Below are 14,869 nucleotides of genomic sequence, written 5' to 3'. Positions count from 1 at the left end.
GCGAGTTCGCGTGATCCCCAACCGCTACGCCGACAGCGTGCGCCTGATGGTCGTCGCGCGCGAGGTGCGCGACATGCCGGGCGTGCGAGGCTGCGAGGTCGCGATGGGCACCGCGGCGAACCTCGAAGCGCTCGCGGTGCGGGGCGTCGAGGCCCCCGCTGCGGGACCGGGCGACGTCGTCGTCGCGGTGAGCGCGCCCGACGGCGCCGGCGAGGACGCGCTGCGCGTCGCGGAGCGTCACCTTTCAGCACCCGTCATCGTTGATGGATCCCTTGCTTCTCGCGCGGAGCAGCCTCCGCGCTCGGTGCCCGCCGCGGCCGTCCGGCTCGCGGACGCGAACCTGGCGCTCGTCTCGGTGCCCGGCGAGTACGCGGCGCTCGTGGCGCACCAGGCGCTGACCCGCCGGCTGCACGTCTTCCTGTTCTCCGACCACGTGACGGTGGAGCAGGAGGTGGAGCTCAAGCGGCGGGCGGTGCGCCTCGGGCTGCTGGTCATGGGGCCGGGATGCGGCACGGCGATGCTCGGCGGGATCGGACTCGGCTTCGCCAACGTCGTGCGGCCCGGGCCGGTGGGCATCGTCGCCGCCGCAGGGACGGGTGCCCAGGAGGTCGCGTGCCTGGTCGACGCCGCGGGCGCAGGCGTCTCGCAGATCGTCGGAGTCGGCGGCCGCGATCTCTCGGCCGAGGTCGGTGGAACGATGTTTCGTGCCGGCATGCGGATGCTCGCCGGCGACGACGAGACGGAGACGCTCGTGCTCGTGTCCAAGTCGCCGGCGCCGGAGGTGGTCCGCTGCCTGGCCGCGGAGGTGCCCGCCGGCAAGCGCGTGGTGGCGGCGTTCGTCGGCGGCGCGGGCGCCGGCGCCCCGTTCGAGCTGCACGACACGCTCGAAGCGGCGGCGCTCGCGGCGGCGCAGGCGCCGTTGCCGGTCTGCGCGGAGCTCGAGCGCGCGGTGGACGCGCGGCGCGCGCGGAGCGCCGGCCGGCGCCTGCTCGGCCTGTTCTCGGGCGGGTCGCTCGCGCACGAGGCCGTGACCATCCTGGAGGCCGAGCTCGGGCCCGTCGCGGGCAACGTCGGGCACGGCGACGCCGTCGCGGACGGGACAGGCGGCCACACCGTGCTCGATCTCGGCGAGGAGGAGTACACGCGCGGACGGCCTCATCCGATGGTCGACCTCGACCTGCGGATCGCGATGCTCGAGCACGCGGCGGCCGGCGACGACGTGGGCTGCGTGCTGCTCGACGTCGTGCTCGGCCACGCCGCCCATCCCGACCCGGCGCGCGAGCTCGCGCCGGCGGTGGCGCGCATCGCCGACGGTGGGGCGACAGTGCTCGTGCGCGTCTGCGGGACCCGCGCCGATCCTCAGGACGCCGACCGTCAGGCCCGGACGCTGCGCGAGGCGGGCGCGCTCGTCGTCCCGTCCAACGCCGCGGCGGCCAGGCTCGCGGTGCGGGCGGTGGCGGAGGCGGCGGCATGACTCGCGCAGAGCGCTCGCATGCCGGGCGGCAGCTCGCCCAGGGGCTCGCTCCCGCGGCCCGGGCGGATCCGAAGGGCGGCGGGATGAGCGCGCGCCTTCGCGTCGCGATGCTGACCTACTCGGTCAAGCCGCGCGGGGGCGTGGTGCACGCGATCGCCGTCGCCGAGGCGCTCTCGCTCCGCGGCCACGACGTCGAGCTGTTCGCCGTCGGGCGGCCGGGCGAGCGGTTCTTCCGACCGCCTGCGGTGCCGTCGACCGTGATCCCGCACACGCCGCCGGACACGCCCTTCGACGAGCGCATCGCCGCGCTGATCGCGAGCTACGCACGGGGACTGCGCGGCCCGCTGACCGGTGGCGGCTTCGACGTCGTCCACGCGCAGGACTGCATCTCCGCGAATGCCGCCCTCGTACTGCGCGACGACGGCGTCGTGCGGCACGTGCTGCGCACGGTGCATCACGTCGACTCCTTCATCTCGCCGTCGCTGGTGGCCTGCCAGCAGCGCTCGATCGTGGCTCCCGACGGCGTCGTCTGCGTCTCCGAGCCGTGGGTGCACCGCGTGCGCGAGGAGTTCGGCGTCGAGCCGGGACTCGTGGCCAACGGCGTCGACCGCCGGCGCTATCGACCGCCGCACGACGGGCGCGAGCGCGCAGCCGATCGCTCAGCGCTGGACCTCGGCGACCGTCTCACGGTGCTGGCGATCGGCGGGATCGAGCCCCGCAAGGGCTCGCTGACGCTGCTCGACGGGTTTGCGGCGCTGCGCACGGCGCTGCCCGCGCGCGACCCGCTGCTCGTGGTCGCCGGCGGCGCGACCCTGTTCGACTACCGCGACGAGATCGCGCGCTTCGCGGCACGGCGCGCCGAGCTCGACCTCGGCGACGAGGCCGTCCGGGTGCTCGGGCCAGTCAGCGACGGCACGCTCGAGCGCCTCTACCGCGCGGCAGACGTGCTGGCGTTCCCGTCCGTCAAGGAGGGCTTCGGCCTCGTCGTGCTCGAGGCGCTGGCCTCCGGCCTGCCGGTCGTGGCCTCCGACCTCGACGTGCTGCGGGGCTTCCTCGCCGACGGCCGGAGCGCCCTGCTCGTTCCGTGCGGCTCCGCCCCCGCGCTCGCGCGCGCGCTCGCGCGCGCGGCCACCGACGCGAGCCTGCGAGGGCGCCTTCGCGCGGGCGGGCACGCCGTCGTCGCCGACCATGGCTGGGACGCGGCGGCCAAGGCGCACGAACGCGTCTACCGGGAGTTCCTCGGCTCGGCGCTGACGGGCGTAGCCTGATGCCCGATCGGCTCGAGGTCACCGCCGTGTGGCGCGGTGGGTGGGCGACGGACGTCACGGCGCGCGGCCACGCGATCCGCGTCGACGAGCCCGCGAGCGCCGGCGGTGGCGACACCGGCCTGATGCCGACAGAGCTCCTCTGCGCCGCGCTGGCGAGCTGCTTCTGCCTGGCGGTGGCGTACGCGGCACGCAAGGACGACCTCGACGTGCGCGGCCTGAGCGTCGCCGTCACGGCGGAGCGCGCCGGCACGGAGTTGCGCTACGGACGCATCAAGGTGGAGACCAGCGCCGCGCTCGACGACGAGACGCTTGCCCGGCTCGTGCGCCGTGCGAGGCCCTTGTGCTGGGTCTCGAACACGCTGGCCGAAGGAGTCAGCCTGGAGTACAGTCGTACTTCACGAAACGCGCATTTCCGAAGGTAGACGAGTCATGGCACTGGAGAACGCCGCCGAGCTCGCTGACGTGCTGCGCCGGCGCGATCGTCTAGGGAACGTCTTCGCCCGCCACGCGTACGGCATGCGGGCATGGGTCGACCTGTTCTCCGCCCGCATCGCCGCCATCGACGACCCGGAGGCGAAGACGCTCGTGGCGACCCTGGTGGCCGACAACGCGCGGCACATGATGCTGTTCCGGGAGCGGGCCGCGGCGCACGGCGTCGACGCCGACGCCTACGTCGCCCCCGCCGAAGGCGAGGCGATCTACGAGCGCATCAAGGAGCTCGACTCGCTCGATCAGCTGCTCGCCTACGCGATCGGGTCGCTCGACCACTTCGACGAGCTGTTGTCGGTCTACCGCAGCGCCGCCCGCGGCCGGGACGCGGCCACGATCGACGCCGTCCGCGCCGACGTCACGCGCATGCGCGCCTCCCTGCGGCCGCTCATCGGCCCGGATCCCGGCGGGCTGGCCGCCGAGGCACACGAGCGCTACCGCCTGCGCGAGCTCGTGGAGACCCCGCGCTACGCGCATGCCGGCTGACGCCGCGGGGCCGACGTTCGCAGACCTCCGCCGCCGGCCGCCGGCCCGCTCCCCCCGCGCCTGGCGGTTCGCGGGCGCCCGGGCCGCCAGCCGCGCGGGCGCGCTGCTCAGCGACGGCCTGCGGATCGGGTACGCCGAGGGCTTCGACTCGGGGCCGTTCATGGCCCACGCGTACGTCAACCGGCCGTCCGGCCGCACGACGCTCGGGCGCGCGATCGACCGCCGCCTGCTGGCACGCCCCACGTGCGTCGCGTTCCGCGACATCCGCGCGCTCGCCGAGCTCGCCGTGCTCGAGGCGATCGACCACTCGCAGGCCACCCGCCCCGTCGTGGCGGACCTCGCCGCCGGCCCCGCGCCGTACCTGCTGCACGCGCTCGCGGCACGCCCGGCCGCCCGCGCGGTCCTGGGAGACGTGAACGAGGCGACGCTCGTGGCGGCGGCCCGCGCAGCGGACGAGCTCGGCGTCGGCGGGCGCGTTTCGTGCTCCCGCGCCGACGCGTTCGACCGCGGGGCGCTGGCCGCGCTCGCGCCGCGGCCCGAGGTCGTGGTCGAGCTCGGGCTGTACGGGATCTATCACGACGACGAGCGCATCGAACAGCACTTCCTCGACCTCGCCGAGCTCGTCGCGGCGGGCCAGATCGTGTTCAACGTCCAGACGTGCAACCCCGAGATCGAGCACATCGCGCGCGTCTGGCGCAACGCCGCGGGCCAGCGCTGCGTGTGGCGGCTGCGCCCGGTCGAGCAGATCCTCGGCTACGCCGCGGCAGCCGGCTACAGGCCACGGTCGATCATGGCCGACCGGCACGGCATCTACCGCGTCGTCCGGCTCGTGCGGGAGGGCGGATGAGCAGCGTCCTGACATGGACCGACGCGCCGCAGCCCGCGCCGGGCATCCGGTCGCGGCGCCTGAAGGCCCTCCAGGCCAGCCACCACGCGATGTGGAACTACGTCACCTACCGCGACGCGATCGGGCTGCTCGACCTCGACCCCGAGACGCTCTACCCCGGCGGCACCACGCGGCTGCCCGAGGGCTGGACCGATCTCGGCTGGCTCACGTGCTTCTGTGGTCCGCCGGAGAGCGCGGTGCAGGCGATGCGCGATGCTGTGAGCGCCGACACGCTCAACCAGTACACGCCCGACCTGATCGAGCCCTTGCGCGACGAGGCCGCGCGGGTCCTCGGACGGCCGCGCGACGCGACGTTCGAGGTGATCGGGACCGAGGGTGCGCAGGCGGGCATCGCGCTGTCGCTGCTCGCATCGATCGACCCCGGCGACGAGGTGATCGTCACCGACCCCGGGTACTTCCATGTCCCCTCAGCGGTGATCGCGGCAGGCGGTCGGCCGGTGCCGGTGCCGGCAGGCCCGGCCGACGGCTACCGGCTCGACCCCGAGGCGGTGGCCCGCGCGGTCGGCCCTCGGACGCGGGCGCTGTGCCTGGTCGACCCGTCCAATCCTTACGGGACGGTGCTCGAGCCCGACGAGCTGGCGGCGATCGCGGAGCTCGCCGACCGCCACGACGTGCTGGTGATCCACGACGTCACGCACGGGCCGCTGGCCATCGACGCCGACAGCCCGTTCACGCCGCTCCCCGCGACCGGGCTGACCGACCGCGCCGTCGCCACCTTCTCCGTCTCGCATTGCTGGGGCATGGCCGGCGCGCGCCTGGGCTTCCTCGCCGGACCGCGACCGCTGATGCGCGGCTGCCTGCAGCTCAAGACCGCGCTCACGCGCCTGAACACCAACCTGATCGCCCAGCACGGGGCGCTCGCCGCGCTGCGCGACGCTCCCTACGTCGAGCGCTCCGAGCGGTCGATCCGCGCCAACCTCGCGCACCTCCAGGAGACGCTGGCCGCCATGCCCGCGCTCCGCCTGCCCGTCGCTCCGCGCCACGGCCTGTCGTGCGCGGTCGAGATCGAGCCCGACTCCACGACCGCGCAGGAGCTGATGGTGGCGCTGTTCGCGCGGCGCGTGGCGGTCTACCCGGGCGACGGGCTCGGCGAGTCGATCGCCTCCACGACGATCCGGCTGAATCTCTCGCAGCCTGCCGCTGCGGCCATGGAGCACCTGCGCGCGGTGCTGCCCGAGGCGCTGGAGGAGGCCGCCTCAGGGCGGTGGCAGGGACCGGTCGCCGACCTGCTCGAGCGCAAGGGCACCGAGCGCGCGCTGCGGATCGCCCGCATCGTCCGGGGGCGCGCGTGAGCGCGACCGGTGGCGCACGGTGGCGCACGGCGGCGCGCGGTGAGAGCATCGACGACATCACCGCCGGCGATCTGACGGTCAATGCCGCAGCCGGCATGTGGAAGGAGAGCGACCCATGAGCGAACGGCTGATCGTCATCGGCGGCGGCGGCGCGGGAACCGCCGCCTCCACGATCGCGAAGCGGCTGAAGCCGAGCCTGCACGTGTCCGTGTTCACCGAGTTCGAGGACATCGCGTACTCGCCGTGCGGGATCCCCTTCGTGCACGGCGGCGAGATCCCGCGCTTCGAGGACCTGTTCCTCTCGACCGTGGACCGCTATGTCGCCGATGGGCTCGACATGCGCATGGAGACGGTCATCACCGACATCGATCTCGACCGGCGCATCGTCACGGCGCGCAACCAGCACGAGGGCTTCGACCAGCTGATCATCTGCACCGGCTTCACGTGGGAGAAGCCGAGCGTGCCGGGGGCCAATCTCGACGGGCTGCACTACGTCAAGAACATCCGCAAGGCCATGGAGTTCGACAAGGTGCTCGACGACGTCAAGCGCGTCGCCGTCTTCGGCGCCTCGCCGCTCGGCGTGGAGATGGCCGGCAACCTCGGCCACCGCGGCCTCGAGGTCGATCTCATCGATGAGGGTCCGTGGGTGCTGAGCGAGGTGCTGGATCCCAACGTGGCCGAGCCCGTCCACGAGTCGCTCGAGAAGCGCGGCGTGCGGCTGCGGCTGGGGACTCGGGTCGAGGCCTTCCTCGGCGACGACCACGTGCGCGCGGTGGCGACGTCGGCCGGCGAACTGGCGTGCGACGTCGTCATCGTCTGCCTCGGCAAGGTGCCCAACACGGCCCTCGCCGAAGCCGCCGGACTCGAGACCGGCACGACCGGCGGCCTCGTGGTCGACGACCACATGCGCACCAAGGTGCCCGGAGTGTTCGCCGCCGGCGACGTCATCGAGGTCCCGCACGGCCTCACCATGCTGCCGATTCGCGGGCTGACCGGATCACACGCCTACGCCCAGGGCCGGACGGCGGCGGCCAACGCGGCCGGCGAGGACCTCGCCTACGACCCGGTCTGGATCCCGTGGGGCCTGGTCGCAGGCGACTACACCATCGGTGGCTTCTCGATCGGCGAGACGCTCGCCACGGCGATGGGGATCCCGTACGTGGTGGCCAAGGGCGTCGGCGTCTCGCGCGCGCGTTACTTCCCCGGGGCGATGAAGACCCATGTCACGCTGCTCGCCGACCCCGTCACGCGCAAGCTGATCGGCGGCCAGATCCACGGTGGCGAAGGCGTCAAGGAGCGCTGCGACTTCCTGGCGTTCGCGGCCAAGCGCGGGGCCACGATCGACGACCTCGCGTGGATGGAGAACATCTACTCGCCGCCGATCGGAGCGCTGTTCGAGCCGATCGCCATCGCCGCGCAGAACTGCCTCGCCGAGCTGCGGATGGCCGGGGCGTCGGAGCGGCCGCCGGCGTCGGTCTCCGATTCCGCCCCCCGGGTACCGGCATGAGCGGTGGGCTCATGGAGATCAAGCACCGCGTGCGCGACCGCGCCGAGCACCATCTGCGGGTGGCGGCCATGGAGGAGATGCGGCGCCGGCACCCGAGCGGCACGACGGCGCCCTATCGGGAGACCGGCGGCCTGCTCTGGCGACGGGTGTTCGTGCCGCTCTACGCGCGCGTGCCCTGGGAGCTCAAGGAGCGCGCGATGCACGCGCTGCGTATGACCGCCGAGCGCTCCGGCTGGACGGCTCCACAGCGACGGCCCGACGAGCCGTGGCGGCCGCCTCAGACCCGCGCGTAACGCGATCGGCGGCGGTGCTCACGGTCACGGCGGGCCCGTGTGGAGGCGGGCCGCCTGCGTCGTCAGGTAGTCGCGTTCGGCGATGCTCGTCGTGCGCGCAGCCGCCGTCCGGTAGTGCGCGACAGCCGCCTCGCGGTCGCCCGTCATCTCCAGCAGGTGGGCGCGCACAGCGTCGAGTCGGTGGTGGCCAGGGAGCTGATCGTCAAGGTCCGCGAGGAGCGCGAGACCCGCGGCCGGCCCGTCCACCATCGCCGTCGCCACCGCGCGGTTGAGCGTGACCATCGGGTTGGCGGTCATCCGCTCCAGGAGTCCGTAGAGCGCGATGAGCGCGCGGTTCCACCGCGAGCGATCCTGCGCAGCCAGCGGCACGAGCTCGCCGGCGGGCCCTGTGCGCGCGGGACGGCGCGCCTCGTTGAGCAGCATCATCGCCAGGAGTCCGGCCACCTCCGGTTCGTCCGGCAGCAGTCGATGGACCATCCGGGCCAAGCGGATCGCCTCCACCGACAGATCCCCCCGAGCGACACCGGCTCCTGACGTTGCGGCGTGGCCCTCGGTGAACATCAGGTAGAGGACGTGCAGCACCGAACGGAGCCGCTCTGCGGTCTCACCGGCCGCCGGCCGGGCGAACGGCACTCCCGATGCCTTGATGCGTTGCTTGGCGCGACTGATCCGCTGCGCCATCGTCGCCTCGGGGATGAGGAACGCGCGCGCGATCTCCGCCGTGGTCAGGCCGCCGACGGCGCGTAGGGTCAGGGGGATCGCCGACGCGGGGGTCAGCGCCGGGTGACAGCACATGAACAGCAGCACGAGCGAGTCGTCGTACTCGGAGACCGTAGGTGTCCGATCGACCGGCTCGCGGATCGCCGCCAGGTCTTCACGCCGTCGTCGCGCCTCTTCGTTGCGCACGCGGTCGGTCATCCGTCGCGCGGCCACCGCGATCAGCCAGCCCTGTTGGTTGTCGGGCAGGCCGTCGGCCGGCCACTGCGTCGAGGCCGCCAGCAACGCTTCCTGGACGGCGTCCTCCGCGTCGTCGAAGTCCCCGCACAAGCGCGTGACCACGCCGAGGACCTGCGGGGCCAAGCGACGCAGCAGGTCTTCCATCGGCGGTGTCGCCGTCACGACTCCGGGGCGGGAGACCGACTCATGACCGGCCGGACCTGGATCTCTCTTGCCACGCCCCGCCCACCGGGGCCGGGGGCCGCCGACGTCTTGGCAGCGATCTCGATCGCCCGCTGCTCGGACTCGACGTCGATCAACCAGTAGCCGGCCAGGAACTCCTTCGCCTCGGGAAACGGGCCGTCCGTGACCACCGGCACACCGATCCCATTATGCGTCACGATCTTCGATCCGTCAGGTCCGATCAGCCCTTCGGCACCGACGAACTCCCCGTTGGCGATCAGCTCCTCGTGAATCGCGACCATCGCGGCACCATGGGCCCTCACCTCCTCGGGCGCCCACTCAGACATCGGCGGGATCCCCGGCGCCGATCCGTGATTCATCAACAGCATGTACCTCATCGCCAGCCTCGTCTCGTCTCGTCTCGGAACCCCAACGGGCGCCCTCACAAGTATGTCGAGGCTGCCGCCCATTTCTCGACCGGCACAGGTACGGCGGCGCGGCGCGTCGTCGTCGACGACGCGCCGAGCCTGCATCTGCAGCTGGTACCAACTTTGTCAATCGCATTAACTCACGACCTCCTTGGGTCGTGAGTTGAGGACGCGGCCAAGATAGGGGGCGCAGGCTAAGAGGACCTTGAAGCGCCAACTCCGCAGTCGACGCCCGGGACGTCGATCCCGTGGCGCTCGGCGCGGTCGCCGTCAGGTGAACCAACGCCGCTGAGCGCGCCGGACCGCAGCCACGGCGTCGCGCACGCGGTCGTCGGCGGGCCCCTGGGCGGCGCGCACGGTGGGATCGCCGGCCCACGGATCCGGCACCCCGCCGTCCGTGCCGGCCAGCCCCTCGAGCACGCCGAGCAGGCAGAACGGGTTGTAGACCGGGCTGTAGCCGCCCTCTGTGCTGACGACCAGCCGGCCGCCGGCGACCTCGCCGGCAAGCAGCGCGACGCGCTGCGCGAGCGCGCGGAAGCCGGCGGCGGAGACCAGCATCCGGCCGGTCGGATCGAACGCCGAGGGATCCTGACCGGCCGCGACAAGGACGAGGTCGGGCGCGAAGGCGCGCACGATCGGCGCGACGAGCTCGTCGAAGGCGAGCAGGTAGCCGGCGTCCGTGGTGGCCGGCGGGAGCGGCACGTTGACCGTGCAGCCCTCCGCGCGCGGGCCGCCGGTCGCGCGCAGATCGCCGGCGTGGGCGGGGTACCAGTCGCGCTGGTGCAACGAGACCGCCAGGACGTCGGCACGGTCCCAGAAGATCCGCTCGGCGCCGTTTCCGACGTGCACGTCCCAGTCCACGATCGCCACCCGCCGCGCACCGCGGGCGCGAGCGTGCTCGGCGCCGATCGCGAGGTTGTTGAGGTACGTGGACGCGATGGCACGGTCGGGCTCGGCGTGGTGGCCGGGCGGGCGCGCGTGCACGAGCGCGCGCTCCAGGCGGCCGTCGAGCACCGCGTCGACCGCGGCGAGCACGCCGCCGACGGTCAGCCGCGCGGCGTCCCAGGTGGCAGGCGTGACGGGCGCGTACTCGCCGTCCCACGGCCCGCCCGCGCTCGCCTCGCGCAGGCGCTCGAGGTACGCGGGCGTGTGGACGGCGAGCAGCGCGTCCTCCGGGGCGGGCGTCAAGGGCAGCACGACGAGCACGCCGCGCAGGGCGCTGCGGGTGACGAGCTCGTGCGCCTGGGCGGTGAGCACCGCCTGCGAGACGTTCGTGGTGCCCAGCGGGAACGGCCGCCCGGCGACGTCGACCGTCGTGGGCGGCGGGTCGTGAGCAAGGAGGCGAGGCGAGTAGGCGTACCCGAGCACGTGACACGCCGCGTAGATGGAGCCGCACAACCGGTGCGGAGTGCCGGACGGCGTCGTGACGACGCTATCGACCCATGCGCGTCTGGTCACGCAACCACCCACCCTTCTGACAGCAGCAGCTCTGCGGATCAGCGCGCTGGCGAGTCAGAACCGTCAGAAGTGCGGGTGGCTCCGCGACCCATCACCGTGCCGACCGACCACCCCGCCTGCCGTGCCGCGATCCGCGGTGGGCAGATCACGTTTCACCGCTGGAGCCGCAGCCTGCTCTCGGGCGGACCGGAGCGAGCCGGGATGCACACGATCGACGTCGCCCTCGCCGACCTGCGCCTGCTCGCCGACGAGCTCGTCGTCAGCCCCGTACCGCGCGCGCCGTGGAACGCCGAGGCCGAGACGACACTCCTCGCCTGGTCGGCCGTCGCCGGCTACCGACGCGTCTGGCCGCGGCGGACCCTCCGCTGTGAAAGTGTCAGAACGTGGCCGCCGGGAGCGCTACCCCTAATACGCAGCCGAAGGCCCGCGCGCAGCACGGCGCGGCTGGCGCGAGTGGGAGCAGTCCCGCCGCCGCAGGTAGTCCAGGTCCGGCTGTACGGTGACGGCGGCGCAGCAGTCAGAAGCACGCCAGCGCTGGCGACCCTCCATCCCGATGCCGCAGCCCACCCACTCCTTCGCCCTCTCCCCTTCCGCCCTCACGCGATTCCTCGGCTGCGAGCATCGGACGTACCTCGACATCCTCGAGCGGCGCGGCGAGCTCAGCGAGGAGCGCCGGCCGCCGGACATGCAGTTGCTGTTCGACCGCGGCATCCGCCACGAGGACGGCATCCTGCAGCGGTTCCTCGACGAGGGCCATGACGTCGCGCAGCTCACCGACGAGGACGCTGCTCGCGAGGTGCTTGCCGCGCGGACGCGCGAGGCGATGGAGCAGGGCGTCGAGATCCTCCACCAGGCCTGCTTCCTGCGCGACGGCTGGGTCGGCTACCCGGATTTCCTCATCAGGGTCCCGACGCCCTCAGACCTCGGCGATTGGTCCTACGAGGTCCACGACGCCAAGCTCAGCGGGCACGCCGAGCCGCGCCACATCTTCCAATTGCTCTTCTACAACGAGGAGCTCACGCGGCTGCAGGGGCTCGAGCCCGAGCGCATGCACCTCATGCTGGGCGACGACACGCACCCCTCGTTCCGCCCGGACGAGTTCGAGGCCTATGCCGCGAACGTTCGCGCGCAGTTCGTCGCCCGCCAGGCCGAGCTCGAAGGGCCCGACGCCGACCCGGCCTACCCGTACAAGGTCGGCGCCTGCGACTTCTGCCATTGGTGGCACGTCTGCGACCGCCGGCGTCGGGACGACGATCACGTCTCGCTGACCGCGACGGTGTATCGCGCCCAGGGCCTCAAGCTCGATGCCGGCGCGGTGCACACAGTGCCGGAGCTGGCAGCGCTGCCGGCCGAGCAGACGATTCCGCGACTCCCGGCTCTCACGCTCGACAACCTCCGCGCCCAAGCCCACCTTCAGCTGCGCAGCCGCGGGCTCGCGCGTCCGCTCTACGACGTGCTCGAGCCCGGCTTCGACCGCGGCCTCGGTCGCCTCCCCCAGCCCTCCGCGGGCGACGTCCACTTCGACTTCGAGGGCGACCCGAACTGGGGCGATGACGGCCTCGAGTATCTCTTCGGGACCGTGTACGACGAGCAGGGCGCGCCGGTCTACTACCCGCTGTGGGCGACCTCGCGCGGCCAGGAGCGCATTGCCCTGGAGACGTGGATCGACTGGCTGACGGCCCGGCTGGCGCGCTTTCCGGATCTCCATGTGTTCCACTACAACTCATACGAGACCGTCGCGCTGAAGAAGCTCGTCGCCCGGCACTCCACGCGCGAGGCCGAGCTCGACGACCTGCTGCGCCGCGAGATCTTCGTCGACCTCTACGGCATCGTCCGCCAAGGCATCCGTGCGGGGACCGAGGCCTACGGGCTCAAGGCCCTCGAGCCCGTCTTCGGGTTCGAACGCAACGCCGAGCTGCGCGGCGCCATCGGCTCGCTGCGTCGCTGGCAGGCCTACATGGACGACGGCGAGCAGCAGCACCTCGCCGGGATCGCGGGTTACAACGAGGACGACTGCCTCAGCACCCGCGCGTTGTATGCCTGGTTGCTCGACCGTCGCCCGGAGGCCGAGGCGAAGTTCGGGATCGAGCTCGCGTCGCTGGCGCCCAAGCCGGCCGACGAGCTGAGCGAGAAGGCGCTCGAACTCCAGGCGCGCGTGGAGGGTCTCCGCGGCCGCTTGCTGGTGGGACTCCCGGACGACGAGAGCGAAGACGACGCCGAGCAGCGCGCGCGGCGGATGACCTTCAACCTGGTCGGCTACCACCGTCGCGAGGCCAAGCCGGTGTGGTGGGCCATGTTCGACCGGCGTGAGCAGACGATCGCGCAGCTGCGCGACGAGGACAGCGAAGCGATCTCGGACCTGTCGGTCGTCGGGTGCGAGAAGGTCGGCCGCGCTTCGCTGCAGTGGACGCTGAGCTTTCCGACCCAGGACTACAAGTTGAGCCCCGGCGAGGTCGACGAGCCGCTGGCCGAGCGCCCCGCGACCCTGGTCTCGATCGACGAGGCGGAGCAGACGGTCGTCGTCAAGCGTGGCCCGAAGCACGGCGAGGATCCACCGCTCGCCCTCGGGCCGGGCGGTCCCTACCGGACGCGTGAGCAGGAGGAAGCGCTGTTTCGCTTCGCCGACGCAGTGGCCGACGAGGGACTGGACCGCGCTGACACCGCCCTCGACCTCCTGCTGCGGCGCCCGCCACGGTTCGTGCCGGGCACGCCGCCGCTGGTCGACGAGCCGGCCGACCTCGAGCGCCTGAAGGCCCAGGTCCGCGGCCTGGATCACAGCGTGCTGGTCATCCAGGGTCCGCCCGGCACGGGCAAGACCTACACCGGCGGACGACTCGCCGTGGATCTGCTGGAACGCGGGCTGTCGGTCGGCGTCATGGCCACATCCCATAAGGCCATCAACAACCTGGTCGAGGCGATCGACGCAGCGGCCGACGAGGCCGAGGTCTCCTTTCGCGGGTGGAAGAAGTGCACCAAGGAGGACGACGCCTACGAGAGCGCACGCGTCGTGAGTTCCGCGAAGCGCCCGGCGGAGGACGACGGGCCGATCACGCTCGTTGCCGCCACCGCCTGGCATTGGGCCCACAACGACCAGGTCGACGCCATCGACGTCCTGCTCGTCGACGAGGCCGGCCAGGTCTCGCTCGCCGACGCGATCGCGGTCGGCGGCGCGGCCACGAACGTCGTGCTGCTCGGCGACCCGCAGCAGCTCGCCCACGTCAGCCAGGGCACGCACCCCGTCGGGACGGGCGCCTCCGTCCTCGAGCACCTGCTCGGCGACCACGACACCGTGCCGCCCGACCGCGGTGTCCTGCTCGGCACGTCCTGGCGGATGCACCCGGACATCAGCGACTTCATCTCGAAGACGATGTACGACGGCCGGCTGTCCTCCGTCGACGGCTGCGAGCTCCAGCGCATCGACTCGCCAGGGCTGAGCGGCAACGGCCTACGGATGATCGGCGTCGAGCACGCCGACAACCGCGGGCGCTCGACGGAGGAGGCCGACCGCGTGGCGCTCGAGGTCGAGCATTTGCTTGACGGCGGGACCTACGTGGACCGCCACGGCGATCGCCACCCGCTGACGCTCGACGACATCCTGGTCGTCGCGCCCTACAACGCGCAGGTGCGCTGCCTCAAGGCCCGGCTCCCCGATGGCGCCCGGGTCGGCACGGTCGACAAGTTCCAGGGCCAGGAGGCGCCGGTCGTCCTCTTCTCGATGGCGAGCTCGAGCGGCGAGGACGTTGCACGCGGTATGGGCTTCCTGTTCAGCCGGAATCGGCTCAACGTGGCGGTGTCGCGGGCGCAGGCGCTCGCGGTGGTGGTGTGCTCGCCGGAGCTGCTGGGGGCGCGGTGCCGGACCGTGGAGGACATGCGGTTGGTGAACATGTTGTGCCGGTTCGAGACGCGAACCGTCGTCACACGGGCGACCATCAGGTGAGGCCGTTAGTTGCCCGGACCGATTTGTGCGTCCCACTGACGCCAGACCAATAAGCAACGGGTCGATCAATTACGACGGCAAGTCGAACGGCTACGAGCTGGTGCCGGGCGAGTGCAAGTCGCAGTTCCCGCATGCCGAGGGCCTCAACACGCCGGGCTGGCTCGGCCAGATCACGACCAACCCGTGCGACTACCAGAGCGTCACGGAAGGC

At 72.5% G+C, this 14,869-nt stretch carries 13 protein-coding genes; 10 read left to right on the top strand and 3 right to left on the bottom strand.

Annotation, left to right across the window (positions count from 1 at the left end; all coding sequences use genetic code 11):
* The first annotated feature begins 10 nt into the window (after positions 1-10).
* The 9 genes from VK501_RS25605 to VK501_RS25565 are packed head-to-tail and all read left to right on the top strand — an operon-like array spanning position 11 to position 7,716.
* On the top strand, positions 11-1,474 hold the full coding sequence (locus VK501_RS25605; protein WP_324342604.1) for a hypothetical protein: 1,464 nt from the start codon (positions 11-13) through the stop codon (positions 1,472-1,474).
* Entirely contained in the window at positions 1,471-2,742 is a 1,272-nt protein-coding gene (locus VK501_RS25600; protein ID WP_324342603.1) for an MSMEG_0565 family glycosyltransferase, read from the top strand. The genes VK501_RS25605 and VK501_RS25600 overlap by 4 nt, the downstream gene beginning before the upstream one ends.
* Positions 2,742-3,164, top strand: coding sequence for an OsmC family protein (locus tag VK501_RS25595; protein ID WP_324342602.1), 423 nt, complete (start codon positions 2,742-2,744; stop codon positions 3,162-3,164). The genes VK501_RS25600 and VK501_RS25595 overlap by 1 nt, the downstream gene beginning before the upstream one ends.
* A gap of 7 nt (positions 3,165-3,171) precedes the next feature.
* Positions 3,172-3,717, top strand: coding sequence for a hypothetical protein (locus VK501_RS25590; RefSeq protein ID WP_324342600.1), 546 nt, complete (start codon positions 3,172-3,174; stop codon positions 3,715-3,717).
* Positions 3,707-4,564, top strand: coding sequence for a class I SAM-dependent methyltransferase family protein (locus VK501_RS25585; protein ID WP_324342599.1), 858 nt, complete (start codon positions 3,707-3,709; stop codon positions 4,562-4,564). Before VK501_RS25590 ends, VK501_RS25585 begins: the two co-directional genes overlap by 11 nt.
* Positions 4,561-5,916: a pyridoxal phosphate-dependent aminotransferase gene (locus VK501_RS25580; protein WP_324342598.1), complete on the top strand. Its 1,356-nt coding sequence runs from the start codon at positions 4,561-4,563 to the stop codon at positions 5,914-5,916. Before VK501_RS25585 ends, VK501_RS25580 begins: the two co-directional genes overlap by 4 nt.
* Positions 5,913-6,035, top strand: a complete 123-nt coding sequence (locus VK501_RS25575) for a hypothetical protein (protein WP_324342597.1) — start codon at positions 5,913-5,915, stop codon at positions 6,033-6,035. Before VK501_RS25580 ends, VK501_RS25575 begins: the two co-directional genes overlap by 4 nt.
* A complete protein-coding gene (locus VK501_RS25570; protein WP_324342596.1) occupies positions 6,032-7,423 on the top strand; it encodes an FAD-dependent oxidoreductase in 1,392 nt (463 codons plus the stop codon). The genes VK501_RS25575 and VK501_RS25570 overlap by 4 nt, the downstream gene beginning before the upstream one ends.
* An 11-nt stretch (positions 7,424-7,434) precedes the next feature.
* Positions 7,435-7,716 carry a hypothetical protein gene (locus tag VK501_RS25565; RefSeq protein ID WP_324342595.1) on the top strand — a complete coding sequence of 94 codons (282 nt, stop codon included), beginning with the start codon at positions 7,435-7,437 and terminating at the stop codon, positions 7,714-7,716.
* Between the two features lie 24 nt (positions 7,717-7,740).
* On the opposite strand, the gene VK501_RS25560 is transcribed toward VK501_RS25565, so the two are convergent.
* The 3 genes from VK501_RS25560 to VK501_RS25550 form a co-directional block, all read right to left on the bottom strand.
* Positions 7,741-8,817: an RNA polymerase sigma factor gene (locus tag VK501_RS25560; RefSeq protein ID WP_324342594.1), complete on the bottom strand. Its 1,077-nt coding sequence runs from the start codon at positions 8,815-8,817 to the stop codon at positions 7,741-7,743.
* Between the two features lie 14 nt (positions 8,818-8,831).
* Positions 8,832-9,233 (bottom strand): YciI family protein, encoded by a 402-nt coding sequence (locus VK501_RS25555; RefSeq protein WP_324342593.1) that lies wholly within the window; start codon positions 9,231-9,233, stop codon positions 8,832-8,834.
* A 300-nt stretch (positions 9,234-9,533) separates the two neighbouring features.
* On the bottom strand, positions 9,534-10,631 hold the full coding sequence (locus VK501_RS25550; RefSeq protein ID WP_324342592.1) for a hypothetical protein: 1,098 nt from the start codon (positions 10,629-10,631) through the stop codon (positions 9,534-9,536).
* A 643-nt stretch (positions 10,632-11,274) separates the two neighbouring features.
* Between VK501_RS25550 and VK501_RS25545 the strand changes: the two genes are divergently transcribed.
* On the top strand, positions 11,275-14,658 hold the full coding sequence (locus tag VK501_RS25545) for a TM0106 family RecB-like putative nuclease (protein WP_324342590.1): 3,384 nt from the start codon (positions 11,275-11,277) through the stop codon (positions 14,656-14,658).
* Positions 14,659-14,869 lie beyond the last annotated feature (211 nt).

It is taken from the genome of Baekduia sp. (assembly GCF_035318805.1).
Lineage (GTDB): Bacteria > Actinomycetota > Thermoleophilia > Solirubrobacterales > Solirubrobacteraceae > Baekduia.
This window is presented reverse-complemented; position numbering and strand designations above follow the sequence as displayed.